General features: G+C 69.8%; 16 protein-coding genes and 1 tRNA gene. 4 read left to right on the top strand and 13 right to left on the bottom strand.

Annotated features, from left to right (window positions below; genetic code table 11):
- Positions 1–85 precede the first annotated feature (85 nt).
- On the top strand, positions 86–469 hold the full coding sequence (locus BLU02_RS01555; RefSeq protein ID WP_060921636.1) for an RNA polymerase-binding protein RbpA: 384 nt from the start codon (positions 86–88) through the stop codon (positions 467–469).
- Here the strand turns inward: BLU02_RS01555 and lnt are convergent.
- From lnt to BLU02_RS01510, 9 genes are read right to left on the bottom strand one after another with little or no spacing between them, the layout of a single operon-like run.
- Positions 466–1,989 (bottom strand): apolipoprotein N-acyltransferase, encoded by a 1,524-nt coding sequence (gene lnt, locus BLU02_RS01550; protein ID WP_060921635.1) that lies wholly within the window; start codon positions 1,987–1,989, stop codon positions 466–468. The genes BLU02_RS01555 and lnt overlap by 4 nt on opposite strands.
- Before the next feature lie 11 nt (positions 1,990–2,000).
- Positions 2,001–4,475, bottom strand: a complete 2,475-nt coding sequence (locus BLU02_RS01545; RefSeq protein WP_083370859.1) for a DEAD/DEAH box helicase — start codon at positions 4,473–4,475, stop codon at positions 2,001–2,003.
- Positions 4,472–5,230, bottom strand: coding sequence for a twin-arginine translocase subunit TatC (gene tatC, locus BLU02_RS01540; RefSeq protein ID WP_060922611.1), 759 nt, complete (start codon positions 5,228–5,230; stop codon positions 4,472–4,474). The genes BLU02_RS01545 and tatC overlap by 4 nt, the downstream gene beginning before the upstream one ends.
- A gap of 57 nt (positions 5,231–5,287) precedes the next feature.
- Complete coding sequence (gene tatA, locus BLU02_RS01535) at positions 5,288–5,524, bottom strand: twin-arginine translocase TatA/TatE family subunit (RefSeq protein ID WP_025103438.1); 237 nt, start codon at positions 5,522–5,524, stop codon at positions 5,288–5,290.
- A 45-nt stretch (positions 5,525–5,569) separates the two neighbouring features.
- Positions 5,570–6,553, bottom strand: coding sequence for a helix-turn-helix transcriptional regulator (locus tag BLU02_RS01530; protein ID WP_060922597.1), 984 nt, complete (start codon positions 6,551–6,553; stop codon positions 5,570–5,572).
- Positions 6,550–7,542, bottom strand: coding sequence for a helix-turn-helix transcriptional regulator (locus BLU02_RS01525; protein ID WP_060922598.1), 993 nt, complete (start codon positions 7,540–7,542; stop codon positions 6,550–6,552). The genes BLU02_RS01530 and BLU02_RS01525 overlap by 4 nt, the downstream gene beginning before the upstream one ends.
- Entirely contained in the window at positions 7,542–8,474 is a 933-nt protein-coding gene (locus BLU02_RS01520) for an FKBP-type peptidyl-prolyl cis-trans isomerase (RefSeq protein WP_060922599.1), read from the bottom strand. Before BLU02_RS01520 ends, BLU02_RS01525 begins: the two co-directional genes overlap by 1 nt.
- A 10-nt stretch (positions 8,475–8,484) precedes the next feature.
- A complete protein-coding gene (locus BLU02_RS01515) occupies positions 8,485–9,504 on the bottom strand; it encodes a tRNA (adenine-N1)-methyltransferase (protein WP_060922600.1) in 1,020 nt (339 codons plus the stop codon).
- Positions 9,501–10,184, bottom strand: coding sequence for an HAD family hydrolase (locus BLU02_RS01510; protein ID WP_324970194.1), 684 nt, complete (start codon positions 10,182–10,184; stop codon positions 9,501–9,503). Before BLU02_RS01510 ends, BLU02_RS01515 begins: the two co-directional genes overlap by 4 nt.
- Positions 10,185–10,272: 88 nt before the next feature.
- Here BLU02_RS01510 and BLU02_RS01505 point away from each other — a divergent pair, with 88 nt between their 5' ends.
- On the top strand, positions 10,273–11,121 hold the full coding sequence (locus BLU02_RS01505) for a PAC2 family protein (protein ID WP_060922601.1): 849 nt from the start codon (positions 10,273–10,275) through the stop codon (positions 11,119–11,121).
- On the opposite strand, the gene BLU02_RS01500 is transcribed toward BLU02_RS01505, so the two are convergent.
- Positions 11,122–11,952, bottom strand: coding sequence for an undecaprenyl-diphosphate phosphatase (locus tag BLU02_RS01500; protein ID WP_060922602.1), 831 nt, complete (start codon positions 11,950–11,952; stop codon positions 11,122–11,124).
- A 47-nt stretch (positions 11,953–11,999) separates the two neighbouring features.
- A complete protein-coding gene (locus BLU02_RS01495; RefSeq protein WP_060922603.1) occupies positions 12,000–13,295 on the bottom strand; it encodes a M20/M25/M40 family metallo-hydrolase in 1,296 nt (431 codons plus the stop codon).
- Positions 13,296–13,408: 113 nt separating this feature from the next.
- Between BLU02_RS01495 and BLU02_RS01490 the strand changes: the two genes are divergently transcribed.
- Positions 13,409–13,491, top strand: a tRNA-Leu gene (locus tag BLU02_RS01490).
- A gap of 103 nt (positions 13,492–13,594) precedes the next feature.
- Here BLU02_RS01490 and BLU02_RS01485 read toward each other — a convergent pair.
- Positions 13,595–14,692, bottom strand: coding sequence for a VIT1/CCC1 transporter family protein (locus tag BLU02_RS01485; protein ID WP_060922604.1), 1,098 nt, complete (start codon positions 14,690–14,692; stop codon positions 13,595–13,597).
- A 130-nt stretch (positions 14,693–14,822) separates the two neighbouring features.
- On the bottom strand, positions 14,823–16,565 hold the full coding sequence (locus BLU02_RS01480; protein WP_060922613.1) for a DEAD/DEAH box helicase: 1,743 nt from the start codon (positions 16,563–16,565) through the stop codon (positions 14,823–14,825).
- A 146-nt stretch (positions 16,566–16,711) separates the two neighbouring features.
- Here BLU02_RS01480 and BLU02_RS01475 point away from each other — a divergent pair, with 146 nt between their 5' ends.
- Positions 16,712–17,539 (top strand): SGNH/GDSL hydrolase family protein, encoded by an 828-nt coding sequence (locus tag BLU02_RS01475; RefSeq protein ID WP_060922605.1) that lies wholly within the window; start codon positions 16,712–16,714, stop codon positions 17,537–17,539.
- Position 17,540 lies beyond the last annotated feature (1 nt).

Below are 17,540 nucleotides of genomic sequence, written 5' to 3'. Positions count from 1 at the left end.
CTGTGAATACCGCGCAGAACGTCCCGACGTGGATGAAGCGCACAGGCTCGAACGTTATACCTGACAGCGACGAGAGGACCACACAATGGCAGATCGCAGCCTGCGCGGCATCCGACTCGGCGCCCAGAGCCTACAGAGCGAAGAGGGCGTCGTTTTCATGGAGCGCCGTGAGACCACCTATACCTGTGACACCTGCGGACACGACACCACGCTCATGTTCGCTGCCGATGCCGAACCGCCTCAGACCTGGGAGTGCCGTTCCTGCGGCGCGGAAGCCCGCCTGAAGGTCGACGGCGAGGCCGTCACCCTCGAGGCCACCGACGAGAAGGCCGCCCGCACCCACTGGGACATGCTCATGGAGCGCCGCACCCGTGCGGAGCTGGAGGAGCTTCTCGAGGAGCGTCTCGCCTACATCCGAGCCCGGCGCGGTGCCGGTGAGGACCCCACCCGCGAGAAGATCGGCGCCTAACGCCGACGGGCGCGCCACCACCCGAGACCGAGCGCGCCCAGACCGCCCCAGAGCAGCACCTGCTGCAACCAGGGGCCCAGGACGATTCCCGCCGTGAGGCCGGAGCGGAGTTCGACATCCTCGAGCATCGCTCCGGCCTCATCCGCGTCCAGGCTCGTGACCGTCCGCCCATTCGGGAGGATGACCTGGCTCGTGCCGACCGTGGAGATGTTCACGACGCTGCGGCCCGTCTCGATCGCGCGCATCCGTGCGAACGCCAGTTGCTGGAGGTTCTCATCCGTGCCGCGGAAGTCGGCGTTGTTCGTCTGGAAGACCAGCACCTCGGCGCCGCCGTAGAGGCCCTCGGTGATGACGTCGTCGTAGATGACGTCGAAGCAGATGGCCAGGCCGACACGGACATCATCCACCTCGACGATCGGCGGGTTCGTCCCCGGGGTGTACTCGCGCTGGATCAGTCCGATGAGATCCGGCGCGAGAGCGTTGAAGAACGCGCGATCCGGCACGTACTCGCCGAAGGGCACGGGATGACGCTTGTCGTGCTTCTGCGGCGCTGTGCCGTCCGGCAGCCAGAGCATCGAGGTGTTGTAGTAGAGGTTCCCGCGGCCGGTGGCGGCGTTGGCGAGCAGTGGCGCATCGATGCGGTTCGACACCAGGGTCATCCGCCGCGCGATGGCGGAGTTCGCGAAGGGATCCGTGTCGAGCCCGCCCTCCGGCCACACGAGCAGGTCGACGTCCTCGCCGTACAGCGGCTCGGTCGCCTCGGTCTGCGCCTGGATCACGGCGAAGGGCTCGCGCTCGTCGAAGTAGCCGGTCGGCCCGTTCCCCTGCACCGCGGCGATGCGCATCGACCCCGACGGCGTGGTCGGGAAGAGCGGCATGAAGAAGAGGATCAGGACGAGAGCGGCCGGCGCGAGCAGGGTGATCGGTCGTCGCCAGAACCCCATCCGGATGATCTCGATCACCATCGCGACGAGGAACATCATGAGGAAGCTCAGCCCGCTCACGCCGATCCAGGAGGAGAGCGCGGCGAGGGGACTCTCGGCCTGACTCATCCCGAGACGAGCCCAGGGGAAGCCGCCGTACGGCCACCAGCCGAGGAACAGCTCCCGCCCCACCCAGAGCGCCGCGACGACGGCCGGGAGGGTCAGCAGGCGTCCCGCCATGCCCGGCCAGGCCCGGGGCAGCCACCGGTACGCGAGGGTCACGGGGATGAGCCCGACGGCCGTGAGGACGCCCTCGACGACGCTCAGGGCGGCCCACGGCAGCGGCCCGAGGTATCGAGAGGTCCAGGACACGAGCAGAGCGAAGAACACGATGCCGTAGACGAGCCCCACGAGCAGTGCTCCTCCGGCCCGCCGCCCGATCAGCGCGAGCAGCAGCAGGGCCGTGGCAGGGAAGGCCAGGATCCAGATCGCCGCCTCGGGGAACGCGAGGTCCATGAGCAGCGCTGCCAGGGCGGCTAGGGGAACGGCGGCCCACAGGGGCAGGAGGGCGCGTCGACGGACGGAGGCTTCGGTCATGCGGGCGGATCTCACATCGAGGAGTAGGCGACGATGCCACGGCGCACACCGTCGAGGGCAGCCCGGGCGGTGCGTGCGAGCACGGCGTCTTCCGCGACGATGGACAGCTGATCCAGGAGGTCGATGGTCTGCTTCGCCCACCGCACGAAATCGCCGGCCGCCATGTCGGCGTCGATGAGGACGCGGTCGAGCATCCCGCCGCGCGCCCAGGCGTGCATCGCACCCGCGAGCCCGGCGGCCAGCGGCTCGCTTCCCGGGAGCTGATGGTCCTGCTCCAGGTCGTCGAGCTCCGCCCAGAGCGCGGTCGTCTTCTCGTATGCCGCTCGGAAGGCGCCCCTGGGGAGGCCCCGCTCCCCCGCGTTCGCTTCGTCGCGGCGCGGCTCGTACACCAGGCAGCACGCCATCGCGGCCAGCGACGGCGCATCCAGCCCCTTCCAGAGGCCCTGACGCAGCGACTCTGCCACGAGCAGATCACGCTCACCGTAGATGCGGCGCATCGTGCGCCCCGCATCGGTCAGGTGCATCCCGTCCTCGTCACGACGGACGTAGTCCAGTGTCTCCAGCACCTCGACGACACGGTCGAAGACGCGGGCCACCGTGCCGGTCCTGGTCTCGATCTGACGGCGCGTGCGATCGGTCTGGCGCTTGAGCTTCCAGTAGCGCTCGGCCCACCGGGCGTGCTTCTCGCGGTCAGGACAGCGGTGGCAGGGGTGGCGCTGCATCCGCGTGCGGAGCGTCTGGATCCGCTTCATCCGCTTGTCCCGTGCAGCGCGCGGGGCCTGGGTGTCCTGCCGGTTCTTCTTCTCGAGGTCGCTCAGCTCGCGGCGGATGGCGGCGTACTCCGGGAAGTCGCCGTGCTCGCACGCCATCGCCGACTGATAGCCGGCCAGCGACTCCTCGGCCTCCCGCACCTGTCTGGCCAGCCCGACCACGGCGCGGTCCGCCTGGAACTGGGCGAACGACGACTCCAGGATCTCTCGGGCTCTCGCCTGGCCGAACAGGTCGATCAGGTTGACGGCCATGTTGTACGTCGGCCGGAAGCTGGAGTTGAGCGGATAGGTCCGCCGCGACGCGAGGGCGGCGACGGCTTGCGGGTCCATGCCCTCGCTCCACTGCACGACCGCGTGCCCCTCGACGTCGATGCCGCGGCGTCCGGCGCGACCGGTGAGCTGCGTGTACTCACCGGAAGTGATCGCGACGCGCGCCTCTCCGTTGAACTTCTCCATCTTCTCGAGCACTACGGTCCGCGCCGGCATGTTGATGCCGAGGGCCAGCGTCTCGGTCGCGAAGACGACCTTGAGCAGCTTGCGCTGGAAGAGGTCCTCGACGACCTCTTTGAAGGCGGGAAGGAGGCCGGCATGATGGGCGGCCACGCCCCGTTCGAGGTTGTCCAGCCACTCCCAGTAGCCCAGCACCCCGAGGTCTTCGTCCTGCAGAGTGCGGGTGCGCTCCTCGACGATGGCGCGGATCTCGGCCCGCTCCTCCGCCGAGGTCAGGCGGAGACCTGAGCGCCGTACCTGCTGCACCGCGGCGTCGCAGCCCACGCGGCTGAAGATGAAGAAGATGGCGGGGAGCAGGTTCGAGCGTTCCAGCAGCTCGACCACGTCCGGGCGGTCCATGCGCTCGATCCGACGCGCGTTCGCGGCGCGCACGGGGCGGCGCCCGCCCCGCGGCGGTCGGGGGGCCTGCCGCCCGGCGTGTCGGTTGCTGCGGTAGGACTGCGCCTGGCGGTTGCTCTCGTAGGTGGAGCCGGTGAACGACCGGATGCGCATGAGCTCCTGGTTCACCTGGGCCGTGGCGATGCCGGCACGGTCGTCGAAGAGCGGCAGCAGGTCGTCTCGCACGAGCACGTGCTGCTCCAACGGCACCGGACGGATCTCGGAGACGATGACCTCGGTGTCACCGCGAACCGTGTCCAGCCAGTCACCGAACTCCTCGGCGTTCGACACCGTCGCGCTCAGCGAGACCAGGCGCACGCGGGGCGGGAGGTGGATGATGACCTCTTCCCACACGGCACCCCGGAAGCGGTCGGCCAGATAGTGCACCTCGTCCATCACGACGTAGCGCAGGTCGCGCAGCGCCGCGGAGTCGGCGTAGATCATGTTCCGCAGGACCTCGGTGGTCATGACCACGATGCGGGCGTTGCCGTTGATGTTGGTGTCGCCCGTCAGCAGACCGACCTCGTCCGCACCGTAGACATCGACGAGTTCGCGGAACTTCTGGTTGGAGAGCGCCTTCATCGGCGTGGTGTAGAAGGCTTTGTCCGTCGCGGTCTGCATCGCCAGGTGGATGGCGAATTCCCCCACGATGGTCTTCCCGGCGCCCGTGGGGGCCGCTACGAGAACGCTGCGTCCGTTCTCCAGCGCGTGGCATCCGGCGAGCTGGAACGGGTCGAGCTGGAAGCGCTGGCGCGCCGCGAACGCCGCCGTCTCCGGATGCGCCGCACTCTCCTGCGCCTGCGCATATCGCTCGGACGGCGAACTCATGGCGCGTCCGGGACGAGTCCGGCGGCGGTGTCCCGCTTGCGCTTGCGTCGGTCGAAGAGGAGGGAGAGTCCTGCCGCTGCGAAGAAGAGGACGATGAGGATGCCGGCCAGCATGAGCATGCTGACCACGTCTGCGGCCGGGGTCGCCAGCGCAGCGAAGATCGTCGCGATGAGGATCGCCACGCGCCACCCTTTGAGGATCGCCCGTCCCGACATCACGCCGGCGAGGTTGAGAGCCACAAGGAAGACGGGAAGGACGAACGAGATGCCGATGACGATCATCAGCTTGAACACGAAGTCGTAGTACTCCTGCGCGGAGTAGAAGTTGGTGCCGCCCTCCGGGGTGAAGCTCCACATGAGCTCGATGACGTGCGGCATGATCTGCACCCCGAGATAGCACCCCGCGAAGAACAGCGGCACCGCGGCGACGACGAAGCCGACGGTGTAACGGATCTCCTTGCGGGTGAGGCCGGGCATGATGAAGGCCCAGATCTGCCACAGCCAGACGGGTGCGGAGAGGAACAGGCCGATCGTGAAGGCGATGCGCATACGCATGTCGAACGCGGACGTCACTGTCGCGAAGTTCAACGCGCTGAAGTCATCACCTCGCTGTTCCGAGATGATGCGGATCGGACCGGTGATGAAATGGATGACCGGGTCCGCGATGATGAACGCCACGACCATGCCGACGACCAGAGCGATCGCCGCGTACATGAGGCGCTTGCGCAGTTCGACGAGATGTGCGCCGAGCGACATCCGCCGATCCCGATCCGCCGTCGGCATCACGGTCGGTTCGATGGCTGCCACGGCCGGTCAGGCGCGAGGCGGAGTCTCAGGGTCGGTGCCCGAGTCCTTCACCGTCGTCGGCTCCGCGGGAGCCGACTCGGCACGAACCGCGTCTTCTTCCTTCATGGCCTTCATCTCACCCTTGAAGACGCGGGCCGACTGGCCCATGCTCTTCGCGAGGGCCGGCAGCTTGGCAGCGCCGAAGAGGAGGAGGATAACGGCCAGCACGATGAGCAGGTGCCAGCCTTGCATTCCAGCGAACATATCGACAATCCCGTCGTAGGGGGGCTTTCCGCCCCAGTCTACAGATCAATCCTCGGCCGCAGGCCGGTGGTAGAGCGCGAGTCCGGCGGCAGCCCACTCCCGGGTGGCGGTCCGCGCGATCCCCGGATCCGTGACCTCCATCGCACCGCCGAAACGGGCCGCGAGCCGTTTGATGCCGCGGGGGTCCGCGAGGTGCAGCTGCGTCGTCACCATCCCGTCGCCCGCGCGGAGCGTCTCCGTGGGCACGAAACCGCTGAGCAGCGGAGCGAGGCGCTCCGGGACGCGGACGGTGACCTCGCGCTCCTCCTCCAGCCCGGCGAACGCCTCCGGCACCCGGTCGCCGCCGTGCGTGCTGGGGATGTCGGTCAGGGTCGGTGCGCTGACACGATCGAGATGGAACGTGCGCATCGCCTCGCGCATGTGGCACCAGCCCTGCAGGTACCACTGTCCGTTGGTGATGAGGATCTGCACGGGATCCACGGTCCGGGTCGTCGGGGCGGCGTCGGGAGCCTGGTAGGTGAACGAGACCGCCACGCCCTTCTGCAGGCCGCGGGAGACGACCTCGCGCACCTCGTCCACCGCGGTCGGGGCGACGACGACGTCGGCCGGGGCGTCAGCGGCTCCCCGCGAGAGCTTGGAGATGAGCCCGGCCACGAGGCCGGAGTCGGACACGGCAGGCACGGCGGCGACCATCTGCAGGCCCGCGAGCAGGGCCGCAGCCTCACGCGCCGTAAAACGCGGCACTCGACGCAGGGCCACGTCGTTCGTGATCTCGATGACGTCCTCGAGGTCGAGGAGATCCCAGTTGATGTCGAACATCTCCTGCGGCTGCTGCCAGTAGCCCGCCTCGCCGGGAAGGCCGATGACGGTCAGCTTCTCGACCATCGCCCGCATCTCCCGCGGGGTCACCCCGAACTCCTCGGCGGCCTCGGCGAGCGAGACCTGCCCGTGCTCGAGCAGATACGGGACGAGCGTCAGGTAGAGACGCACGCGCTCCGCGGCGAGGAGAGGCTTGGGCGCACCGCTCATGCCGACACCTCCGTATCGATGTGGGCCTGGACCACCGCGCGCAGACGGCTGATCACTGCGTCCCTGAGCGGTGCGGGCTCCACGACGCGGACCTCGGGTCCATAGGACGCCAGCTCGTCCGCCAGGATGTGCAGATCGACGAAGGGCACGCGGATGCCTTGGGCAGCGGGTGTCGCACGCCGGCCCAGGCGCAGTGCAGCTTCGGTACCGGGGGTCACCTCCAGCAGCGCTGAGTTCTCGGCGGCGACACGTTCGAGGCCGCTCAGCGCCCGATCCCCCGCGCCCTCCCGCAACGCCGCGTCGAACGTGGTCGCACTCACGACGACGTCACCGACGATGCGGCTGAGCAGAAACGTCCGGTCCTCTTCGATGTCGACGTCTACGCCGTAGACATGCCAGCGTGCTTCATAGTCCACCAACGCGAGCGGACGGATGCGTCGACGCCGGGGAGCGTCTTCCCCCGGCTTCAGATAGTCGAAGGAGACCACCCTGCGGCTTTCGATCGCGTCCTGCAAAGGCGCGAAAGCAGCGTCGCGTGCGGTGATCCGCGGCGCGAAGCCGATGATCGGCTCATCGCCGTCGATGCCCAGGGCGCGGATCTTCCGGACGCCGGACTGCGCGTCTCCCGAGACGGACTCCGCGCTCCAGACGCTACCGGCGAGGCGGAGCACGGCAAGCTCCGCCGGCGAGAACTCGATGTCTCCTGGCAGGTCGTATTCCGCTTGCGGAATGCGGTATCGGGCCTCCCGCAGGTCGTTCGGGTCGGCGGCGTCGCCGATCGTCTCGATCGGGACGCCGAGCGCGCGCAGCTCGTCCTTGTCCCGCTCGAACATCTTCTCCAGAGCATCCGAACGCGTCCCTGCATCGGCGCGTTGGCGATAGCCGGAGACGTTGTCGAGGATCTGCTGCTTGGTGAGCCCGATCTCCGTCGCCATCAGCGCCACGACGAGGTTCGTCAGGCGCTCTTCGGCAGGGATCCGGGCAGCCATCAGGGTGCGGAGACCGGGGACACGCCGAGGATGTCGACCACGACGGCCATCGCGGCGGAACTCTCGGTCTTCGGCAGGACGACGAGGACCTGGGAGCCGACCGGCTTCCCGACCAACGCGTCGGCCACCGGGGCGGCGATCTGTCGGATGCTGTCGGTGGCGGACTGTCCCCACGTGCTCTGCAGGACGGACTTGTCGTCCCAGTTCACCGCGGTGAAGTGGACGAGTGGCGTCTGCTCGTCGGTCAGCTTCTCGCCGTCTCCGCGGATCAGTGTCTGGACGACCTGCTCCTCCGGGGCAGCGCTGTCGGGGATGATGATGCCCGGGGTGCCGTCGTCGGCGCGCACCACGGTCGGCATGCCCTGCGCGTCATTGAACTGCAGCGTGCCCTCGGCCTTCGGGAGGAAGGCGTCGACGACATCGATCACGAACACTGCGATGTCGTCCTCCCCCATGCCGAAGCCACCGAGGTTCGCCTCGCCGAAGTCCTCCGGGGTCAGACCCGCGACGATGCGCGTGCCACCCGTCGCGCACTCCAGGACATCGGCGAGCCCAGGAGACTGCGTTGCCCAGGAGCCGATCGTCGACGGGCGGGTGTTCCCCTCGTCGTACGTCGTCTGGAAGATCTGCTCGCCCGTCGCGCCGTTGTAGATCGAGATCTGCGCGATGAGCGGCTGGGCGTCATCCACGAGGGCACGCCCGTCCCCCGTGACCGCGTCGGCGTAGGACGTCTCCGTGAGACGCACCGGTGCGAAGATCTCCACCTCGGGCTCGGAGCCGACCTCGCCGCTGACCGTGACGGCGCTGTCAATGCCGTTGGCGTGTCCGTCGCGATCGCATGTGGCATCGGCGGACGAAGAGGTCACGCTGCACCCCGTCAGGGCGAGGGCGGCGAGGCTGAGGGAGGCCAGAACGGCGGACGTTTTACGCACGCGCTCCAGTCTATTCCGTCGGGTGCTCGGATTCGCGCGATGCAGCCGCCAACCGCGCGCCCTCGGCGGCTTTCCCTGCTTCGCGGGCGCGTTTGCGGAGGTTCTTGTCCGTGATCTCGCGATCGCCCACCGCGCCCGGGGTCCACAGCTCCACATCCTCGTCCCTGTAACTGCTCTTCGAGGCCCGACGCTTCACAGACGGGGCCACGGCGCCCGGGGCGAGCCTGCGGGCCGTGAGGAGGAATCCGGTGTGGGCGACCATGCGGTGGTCCGGTCGGACAGCCAGCCCCTCCACGTGCCACCCGCGGACCATGGTCTCCGACGCCTCGGGGTCGGTGAAGAGCCCGGTGCCGCGGATGAACTCGGCGACGCGGGAGAGCTGCGTGGCGGTGGCGATGTAGCAGAGCACGACACCGCCGGGGGTCAGCGCCTCCGCCACCGCCTCGATGCACTCCCAGGGCGCGAGCATGTCGAGCACCACCCGGTCGACGGTGCCGGGCTCGACTTCCGCGGGCAGCGCGGCGACGAGGTCACCGACGACGACGCGCCAGGAGTCGGGGCGCTCCCCGAAGAAGGTCTCGACGTTCGCCTGCGCCACCTCCGCGAAGTCCTCGCGGCGCTCGAAGGAGAGCAGGCGCCCCGTGGAGCCCACGGCCCTGAGGAGCGAGAGCGACAGAGCACCGGACCCGACACCGGCCTCGACGACGGTGGCGCCGGGGAAGATGTCGGCCTGCATGACGATCTGCGCCGCGTCCTTCGGGTAGACGATCGCGGCACCGCGCGGCATCGACATCGCGAAGTCCCGCAGCAGCGGTCGCAGCGCCAGGTACTCGTGCCCGGAACTGTTCGCCACGACCGAGCCATCGGGGAGCCCGATGAGGTCTCGGTGCCGGAGGACGCCGTGGTGGGTGTGCAGCTCGCCGTCTTCGCGGAGCGTCACAGTGTGCAGGCGACCCTTCGGGCCGGTGAGCTGCACGCGGTCGCCCTCACGGAAGGGGCCGCTGGGGCGCGGGGCGGACGTGGTCGTCATCGGGTGGCCTCCGTGATCGCGGCGCGGGAGCCGAAGAGCTCCACGAGGTCGGCGGCACCGCGGCCGTCGAGGGTCGGCCACAGCTCGTGGGCGCCGAGGCCGTCGAGCGGGACGATGTGGGGCACGCCGAGCGTCAGCGCTCCGGAGGCGAGGCCCGCGCGGAGACCGGTCGGGGAATCCTCGATGACCACGACCTCGGCGATGTCCACATCGAGGAGCGCCGCGGCCTGGAGGTAGGGCTCCGGGTGCGGCTTGGGGTTGTCGACGTCGTCTCCGGCGACGACGATGTCGAACGCCTCGAACTCGATCAGCCCGACCACGTCGAGAGCCATCCGGCGCAGCGACATCGTCACCAGTCCGGTCGGGATCCCGGCGGCGCGGAGGTCGCGGAGAAGCTCCTGAGCGCCCGGTCGGAAGGGCACACCCCGGGTCCGCAGCGACTCCTGCACCGCACTCGTGAGGTGCGAGACGATCGCCTCGGGAGCCATGTCGACCCCCGCGCCCTGGAGGATGATCGCGCTGTCGATGAGGCCGCTGCCCACGAGCTGCAAGGCGTCCTCATGGGACCAGGTGCCGCCGAACGACTCCACCAGAGCAGTCTCGGCCGCCATCCAGTACGGCTCGGTGTCGACGAGTGTTCCATCCATGTCCCAGAGGACCGCGCGGGGCTTGTTGCTCACTGAACCCATGCTAGCCGGGCCCGCCCACATCCCCTCGTCGCGGGCTAGCCTGGGGGGATCGAATCCTCGACCGCGAAGGGAGCACGGCATGGACGTTCTCGGTTCACGTATCATCATCGCCGCCTTCGACGGCTGGAATGACGCCGGCGAGGCCGCGACGGGAGCCGTCGGCGCCCTGCAGGCGGCCGGCGGCTACGACCTCGTGCATTCGGTCGATCCGGAGCTCTACTTCGACTACCAGTACACGAGACCGGCGACGCGGCTCGACGCCGAGGGGCGGCGGCAGATGACCTGGCCGGAGGCCGGACTGTGGCGCCCGCGAGACCCGGGCCCCGGCCCGGAGTTCTGGCTCCTCACCGGCGCCGAGCCCGCGCGCACCTGGCAGGCGTTCGCGTCCGAGTTCATCGATGTCGCGCTGCGCGACGACATCACCGGGTTCGTGACCCTCGGCGCGATGCTCTCCGACGTCCCGCACACCCGCCCGATCTCGATCTTCGCGTCGAGCCAGAACGAACAGGTCCGGGAGGCCCACGCCCTGGAGCGTTCGGTGTACGAGGGCCCCGTCGGCATCCTCACCGTGCTGGAGCACTTCGCTGAGAACGCGGGTATCCCCTCCGTGAGCCTCTGGGCCAGCGTCCCGCACTACGTGGCCTCGGCAGCGCCGTCGCCGAAGGTCACCCTGGCCCTCCTCGACCGTCTCGAGGAGCTGACCGGGGTGGACGTGGACCGCCGGCACCTGCGCACGGAGGCCGCGGCCTGGGAGGCGTCGATCGATGCCGCCGCGTCCGAGGACGAGGACATGGCGGAGTACATCCGGCAGCTGGAGCGCACCCGGGACACGTGGGACTCCCCCGACGCCTCCGGGGACGCGATCGCCCAGGCGTTCGAGCGGTACCTGCGTCGCCGCGACGACGGCCGGGGCGACCGCAAGCGCTGATCAGGCGGACGCGGGGATGACACCCATCGCGAGCAGCACGAGCAGCACGCCACCGAGCAGGATCCGGTAGATCACGAACGGCAGGAAGCTGCGCTTCGAGATCCAGTTCATGAAGAACGCGATCACGCCGAGTGCGACGACGAAGGCGACGCCCGTCGCGGCCACCGTGTCGCCGAGCGAGAAGAAGGACGGCTCGCCCCAGCTCTTGAACAGCTGGTAGAAGCCGCTGCCGAAAACGGCCGGGATCGCCAGCAGGAAGGCGTAGCGGGCGGCGGCGGCGCGCTCATAGCCGAGGAAGAGACCCATGGTGATCGTGCCACCGGATCGCGAGACACCGGGGATGAGGGCGAGCGCCTGCGCGAGACCGAAGGCGATGCCGTGCGGGTAGGTCAGGTCGTCGAGCGTGCGCCGCTTGGCACCGACGTGGTCGGCGATGCCCAGGAGGATGCCGAACACGATGAGCATGATCGCCACGATCCAGAGCGACCGGAAGACGGTCTCGATCTGGTCCTGGAACAGGAGCCCGAGCAGCACGATCGGGATGCTGCCGATGATGATGAGCCAGCCCATGCGCGCGTCCGGATCGTTCCGCGGCACCTTGCCGGCGAGGGATCGGAACCACTGGGAGATGATGCGGACGATGTCCCGCCAGAAGAACACGACGACCGCGGCCTCGGTGCCGATCTGCGTGATGGCGGTGAACGCCGCGCCCGGATCCTCTCCGGACGGTAGGAACGTCCCGACGACACGCAGATGGGCGCTGGAGGAGATCGGCAGGAACTCGGTGAGACCCTGGACGATTCCCAGGATCAGTGCTTCGAGCAGGTGCATGGAGAGGCCTTCGTCTTTCGGGACGGCACGGAGCGCGTGGAGACCGCTCAGTACGTGCGCAGCAGATCGGCCAGCACCCGCTGACCGAAGACAAGTGAGTCTACGGGCACGCGCTCGTCGACTCCGTGGAACATCCCGGTGAAGTCGAGATCGGCGGGGAGACGCAGCGGGGCGAAGCCGTAGCCGGTGATGCCGAGAGTGGCCAGCGCCTTGTTGTCCGTTCCGGCTCCCAGAAGGTACGGGATGACCGGTACTCCGGGGTCGTGCCGACCCAGGGCTGCCACCATCGCGTCGACGAGCTCTCCCTCGAACGGCGTCTCCATGCCGATGTCGCGCACCACGGTCTCGATCCGGATGTCGTCGCCCACGATGCGCTGGAGCTCGGCGAGCACGTCGTCCTCGGTGCCGGGGATCACCCGGACGTCGATCAGCGCCTCGGCGCGCTCCGGGATGACGTTGTGCTTGTAGCCGGCGGTGAGGGCCGTCGGGTTGGTCGTCGTGCGGAACGTCGACCGCAGGAAGGCCTCAGCCGGGCCGGCCGCGGCGGCGAGGGCGTCGGGGTCGTCGGCGCTCCGGCCGCTCAGCGCGCTCAGGCCCTCGAGCAGCGCCTCCGTCGTCGGCGTGAGCCGGACCGGCCACCGCGTGCGGCCGATGGCGGCGACGGCCTCGGCGAGCTTAGTGACGGCGTTGTCCTCGTGCAGGCGGCTGCCGTGCCCCGCCCGGCCGGTGGCGACGAGGCGGATCCAGATCAGCGCCTTCTCCCCCACCTGCAGCAGGTACGCCCGACGGTCGTCGACCGAGATGGAGTAGCCGCCGACCTCGCTGATCGCGGCCGTCGCCCCGGCGAACCACTCCGGCCGGTCCTTCACGACGAGCGCGGAGCCCTCGACCCCGCCGTTCTCCTCGTCGGCGAAGAACGCCAGGACGAGGTCGCGCTCCGGCTGCTCCCCCGCGCGCAGGATGTCGGCCACGGCGGTGAGGATCATCGCGTCCATGTTCTTCATGTCCACGGAGCCCCGGCCCCACAGCATGCCGTCCTGCACGGTGCCGGCGAACGGGTCCACCGTCCAGTCCTCGGCGACCGCGGGCACGACATCCAGATGGCCGTGCACGACGAGGGCCGGCTTGGAGCGATCACGGCCGGGGACCCGCGCCATGACGTTCGTCCGCCGCGGGATGGGCTCGTAGTACTCGACCTCGAGCCCCAGCTCCTCCAGATACGCGCCGACGTACTCGGCCGCCTCCCGCTCCCCTTTCGCGTTGCCGCCGCCGTAGTTGGAGGTGTCGAAGCGGATGAGGTCGCTCGCGACGCGGGCGACCTCCGGCAGGGAGGATTCGGTCATGGACTCAGGCTATCGAAACCGCGTGCCACGCCCGGGCGTCACGCTCGGTTCGAGACGCCTCCGAGAACGTGCTAATCTCATTCTTCGGTCGGCAACGATCAAATCCAACACCTGCGCGGGTGGCGGAATGGTAGACGCGCTAGCTTGAGGTGCTAGTGCCCGATAGGGCGTGGGGGTTCAAGTCCCCCTCCGCGCACAGAGAGCGAAGGCCCCGGATCCACGGATCCGGGGCCTTCGTCGTTCCCGCTGCGGTCACGGTGATCCGGTGCGGTCCCGCGCGAGGCGGGACCGCACCGCCGTCACACCGCGCCGACGCCGAAGAGCAGACCCAGCGCGTAGGTCACCGCCGCCGCGCCGAAGCCGATCGCGAGCTGCCGAAGGGCCCGCCGGAGCGGCGGTCCTCCGGAGAGCACGCCGACCATCGCACCGGTGCTGAGCAGCGCGATGCCGACGAGCACGAGCGCGAGCACGATCGCCGCGGTGCCCTCCATGCCGAAGATCCAGGGCAGGACGGGGATGATCGCGCCGGAGGCGAAGAGGAGGAAGCTGGAGATGGCCGCCGTCCAGTCGCTGCCGACGACCTCGTGCGCGTCCCCGCCCTGGACGGCCACCGGCCCCGTGGCTGCCCGGCGGACGCCCTCCTGGGCGGCCTGCACGATGCGGCGGGCCCTGGCGAGGGATTCACCGTGGTCCATGCCGCGGGCGCGGTACACGAGCGCGAGCTCGTTCTCGTCGATGTCGAGGTCGGCCGCGGCCGCCGCGGCGTCCTCGTTCGCCTCGGTGGCGGTGAGGAGTTCCCGCTGTGATCGCACCGACACGAACTCCCCGGCTCCCATGGACAGCGCGCCCGCGAGGAGACCCGCGATACCGCTGAACAGCACGAAGCCGGAGCTCACGCCGGTGGCGCCGATCCCGAGTACCAGGGCGAGGTTGCTGACGAGGCCGTCGTTCGCCCCGAAGACGGCCGCGCGGAAGGAGCCCGAGAGGCGCCGACGGCCCCGCGCGGCGAGGCCGCGGACGACCTCGTGGTGGACCTTCTCGTCGGCGCGCATGGCCGGGGTGGCCCAGCGCTCGGCGTCGTACGGGGAGCGGGCCTCGGCACTCTGGGCGAGGGCGAGGACGAAGATCGAGCCGAAGCGCCCGGCCATCCACCCCAGGAAGCGGGAACGGATTCCCGCCCGCGGCAGGCGCGTCGGTTCGCCGCCCAGAAGGTCGAGCCAGTGCTTCTCGTGCCGGCGCTCGGCCTCGGCGAGCCCGAGCAGGATCGCCCGCTCCTCCCCCGACCGGCGGGCCGCGAGGCGCTGATAGACGGCGCCCTCGGCGCGCTCCTCGACGAGATAGCGAGCCCAGCGCCGTCGATCGGCGGCCGTGGAATCGGCTGCGGCAGGGGCTGTCATGGAACCTCCAGGTGTCACGGTGCCCGGCGTCCGGGCAACCGTTCCACGCTATCCGCGGGGTGTCGCGAAGGCCGCGTCCTGGCCCGGATTGCCAGCATTTCGGGGATCCGAAGCGGCGCCGAGGCCGCCATCAGGAGCGGACGCGTTTGCGCAGTACCTCGATGCGGGACTGCAGCTGCGTCACGGTCGCCTGCGCCACCGCCGGGCCGCCGCAGATACGACGGAGTTCGGCGTGGACGGCACCGTGCGGCTGGCCCGACTGCCGCGCGTAGAGGCCCACCAAGCTGTTCAGGAGCTGGCGCTGCTCGCGCAGGGTGCGGTGCAGCGGTGCGGGCAGCGTCGTGGTCTGCGTCGGCTCGGCCTGGGCCTCCCGGACCTCGCGATGCCGGGACTGGCGGGCCTGCCGCTGCATGAGGAGCTCGTGCACATGCTCGGGTTCGAGCAGGCCGGGGAAGCCGATGAACTCCTCCTCCTCAGGCGTGTTCGGCTCGGCGAGCTGACCGAACTCCTTGCCGTCGAACACCATGCGGTCGAAGTGCGCGACGGAGGAGATCGCCTGGTAGCTGAACTCCTGGGTCAGGGCGTCGGAGGCCTCGTCCTCGCGGTTCGCGCTCTCCAGCAGCGAGTCGTCGAGGCCATCGTCGTCCTTGGACTGCCGGTCGAGCGCGTGGTCGCGCTGCTTCTCCATCTCGTTCGCGAGCTTCATCAGCACGGGGACGTGCGGGAGGAAGACGCTCGCCGCCTCTCCGCGACGGCGGGCGCGCACGAAGCGGCCGATCGCCTGGGCGAAGAACAGCGGGGTGGACGACGACGTCGCGTAGACGCCGACGGCGAGCCGCGGCACGTCGACGCCCTCCGACACCATGCGCACCGCGACCATCCACCGGGCGGTGCCCTCGGAGAACTTCTCGATCCGCTCGGACGCGGTGGCGTCATCGGAGAGCACGATCGTCGGCTGCTCGCGCGTGATGCTGTGCAGGATGTTGGCGTAGGCCCGGGCGACGGTCTGATCCGTGGCCAGCACGAGTCCGCCGGCGTCGGGGATGTGGTGCCGGATCTCGGTGAGGCGGCGGTCGGCGGCGGAGAGCACGGCCGGCATCCAGTCGCCCTCGGGGTCGAGGGCCGTGCGCCATGCCTGCGATGTGACGTCCTTCGTGTTGTCCTGCCCGAGGTGGGTCTCGAGCTCGTCGCCGGCGCTCGTGCGCCAGCGCATCTTCCCCGCGTACATGTGGAAGAGCACGGGACGGACGACGCCGTCGGCGAGAGCGCGGCCGTAGCCGTAGGCGTAGTCGGTGCTGGAGACCCGCGCCCCCGTCTCGTCCGGGAGGTACTCCACGAACGGGATCGGCGCCGTATCGCTCCGGAACGGGGTCCCGGAGAGCAGCAGTCGGCGCTTCGCCGGCCCGTAGGCATCCCGGATCGCGTCGCCCCAGCTCAGGGCGTCGCCGCCGTGGTGCACCTCATCGAGGATGACCAGGGTCTTCGCGTCCTCGGTGAGGTGGCGATGCACCGACGACTTCGCGGCGACCTGGGCATACGTCACCACGACCCCGTGATAGTGCCGTGCCGGAGCCCAGTCGCTGTTGCGGAAGCGCGGGTCGAGACGGATGTGCACGCGCGCGGCGGCATCGGCCCACTGCGTCTTCAGGTGCTCCGTGGGGGCCACGACGATGACGCGGTTCACCTCCCCCATGCGCATGAGCTCGACCGCGAGGGTGAGCGCGAACGTGGTCTTGCCGGCGCCCGGTGTGGCGGCCACGAGGAAGTCACGCTGGTCGGCCTGGAAGTACGCGTCCAGAGCCTCCTGCTGCCATGCCCGCAGCTTGTTCGCCGTTCCCCACGGGGCGCGCTGAGGGAAGGACGGAGAGAGCATCGACTCCACGATAATCGCTCCCACCGACACCGGGGCATCCGCCGCGACGCCGCGCGCGTCCCCCTTCCTGAGCGCCGGCACGGGTAGGCTCGGTCACTGCGCGGCGGTCACCATCGTGCGCGCACGCCTTCGCGAAGGAGAGCCGGATGAGCGATCAGGAATCGACCAGGACCCCGTACGTCGCGAACGAGACCCCGCACCCCTGGCGCCGGTTCGTCGCGATCGGCGACTCGTTCACCGAGGGCATCGGAGACCCGGACCCGGCGGCCCCCGGGGGTCACCGCGGCTGGGCCGATCGCGTCGCCGAGGTGCTCGCCCAGCAGGTCGACGATTTCGCCTATGCCAACCTCGCCGTCCGAGGGAAGCTCATCGCGCAGATCGTCGCCGATCAGGTGGAGCCCGCCGTCGCGCTGCACCCCGACCTCATCTCGATCTGCGCCGGCGGCAACGACGTCATCCGCCCCGGCACCGACCCGGACGCCATCGCCGCACAGCTCGAGGACGCGGTGGCGCGCCTGTCGTCCACCGGTGCCGCGGTGATCCTCTTCACCGGCATCGACACGGGGTTCACGCCGGTCTTCCGTCCCTTCCGCGGCAAGGTCGCGATCTACAACGAGAACGTCCGCGCGATCGCGGAGCGGCACGACTGCATCGTCGCGGACCAGTGGGCGCTGAAGGTCGTGCAGGACGCCCGCTTCTTCGACGACGACCGCCTCCACTACAACGCGCTCGGCCACCACGAGGTCGCGCGGATGGTGCTCCGCGCCCTCAACGTGCCGAACGACCTCGAGGCCATGCAGCCCGAGCCCCTGCCCCTGCGCACGTGGCGCGCCGCCCGCGGCGAGGACCTCGGCTGGGCGAGGGAGCACCTCGTGCCCTGGGTGCTCCGTCGTCTCCGTCACCAGTCCTCCGGCGACCACATCGCGGCGAAGCGCCCAGAGCCCTCCCCCGTCATCCTCCCCGGCAAGGAGTGAC

The sequence above is a fragment of the Microbacterium paraoxydans genome (assembly GCF_900105335.1).
Classification (GTDB): domain Bacteria; phylum Actinomycetota; class Actinomycetes; order Actinomycetales; family Microbacteriaceae; genus Microbacterium; species Microbacterium paraoxydans.
The sequence above is the reverse complement of the archived record's forward strand: the minus strand, read 5'-3'. Positions and strand labels throughout refer to the sequence as shown.

What these genes read in the sequence shown, in the direction of transcription:
- BLU02_RS01555 (WP_060921636.1), top strand. Translation starts at nt 86, where the DNA reads ATGGCAGATCGCAGCCTGCGCGGCATCCGACTCGGCGCCCAGAGCCTA.
- lnt (WP_060921635.1), bottom strand. Translation starts at nt 1,989, where the DNA reads ATGACCGAAGCCTCCGTCCGTCGACGCGCCCTCCTGCCCCTGTGGGCC.
- BLU02_RS01545 (WP_083370859.1), bottom strand. Translation starts at nt 4,475, where the DNA reads ATGAGTTCGCCGTCCGAGCGATATGCGCAGGCGCAGGAGAGTGCGGCG.
- tatC (WP_060922611.1), bottom strand. Translation starts at nt 5,230, where the DNA reads ATGTCGCTCGGCGCACATCTCGTCGAACTGCGCAAGCGCCTCATGTAC.
- tatA (WP_025103438.1), bottom strand. Translation starts at nt 5,524, where the DNA reads ATGTTCGCTGGAATGCAAGGCTGGCACCTGCTCATCGTGCTGGCCGTT.
- BLU02_RS01530 (WP_060922597.1), bottom strand. Translation starts at nt 6,553, where the DNA reads ATGAGCGGTGCGCCCAAGCCTCTCCTCGCCGCGGAGCGCGTGCGTCTC.
- BLU02_RS01525 (WP_060922598.1), bottom strand. Translation starts at nt 7,542, where the DNA reads ATGGCTGCCCGGATCCCTGCCGAAGAGCGCCTGACGAACCTCGTCGTG.
- BLU02_RS01515 (WP_060922600.1), bottom strand. Translation starts at nt 9,504, where the DNA reads ATGACGACCACGTCCGCCCCGCGCCCCAGCGGCCCCTTCCGTGAGGGC.
- BLU02_RS01505 (WP_060922601.1), top strand. Translation starts at nt 10,273, where the DNA reads ATGGACGTTCTCGGTTCACGTATCATCATCGCCGCCTTCGACGGCTGG.
- BLU02_RS01500 (WP_060922602.1), bottom strand. Translation starts at nt 11,952, where the DNA reads ATGCACCTGCTCGAAGCACTGATCCTGGGAATCGTCCAGGGTCTCACC.
- BLU02_RS01495 (WP_060922603.1), bottom strand. Translation starts at nt 13,295, where the DNA reads ATGACCGAATCCTCCCTGCCGGAGGTCGCCCGCGTCGCGAGCGACCTC.
- BLU02_RS01485 (WP_060922604.1), bottom strand. Translation starts at nt 14,692, where the DNA reads ATGACAGCCCCTGCCGCAGCCGATTCCACGGCCGCCGATCGACGGCGC.
- BLU02_RS01480 (WP_060922613.1), bottom strand. Translation starts at nt 16,565, where the DNA reads ATGCTCTCTCCGTCCTTCCCTCAGCGCGCCCCGTGGGGAACGGCGAAC.
- BLU02_RS01475 (WP_060922605.1), top strand. Translation starts at nt 16,712, where the DNA reads ATGAGCGATCAGGAATCGACCAGGACCCCGTACGTCGCGAACGAGACC.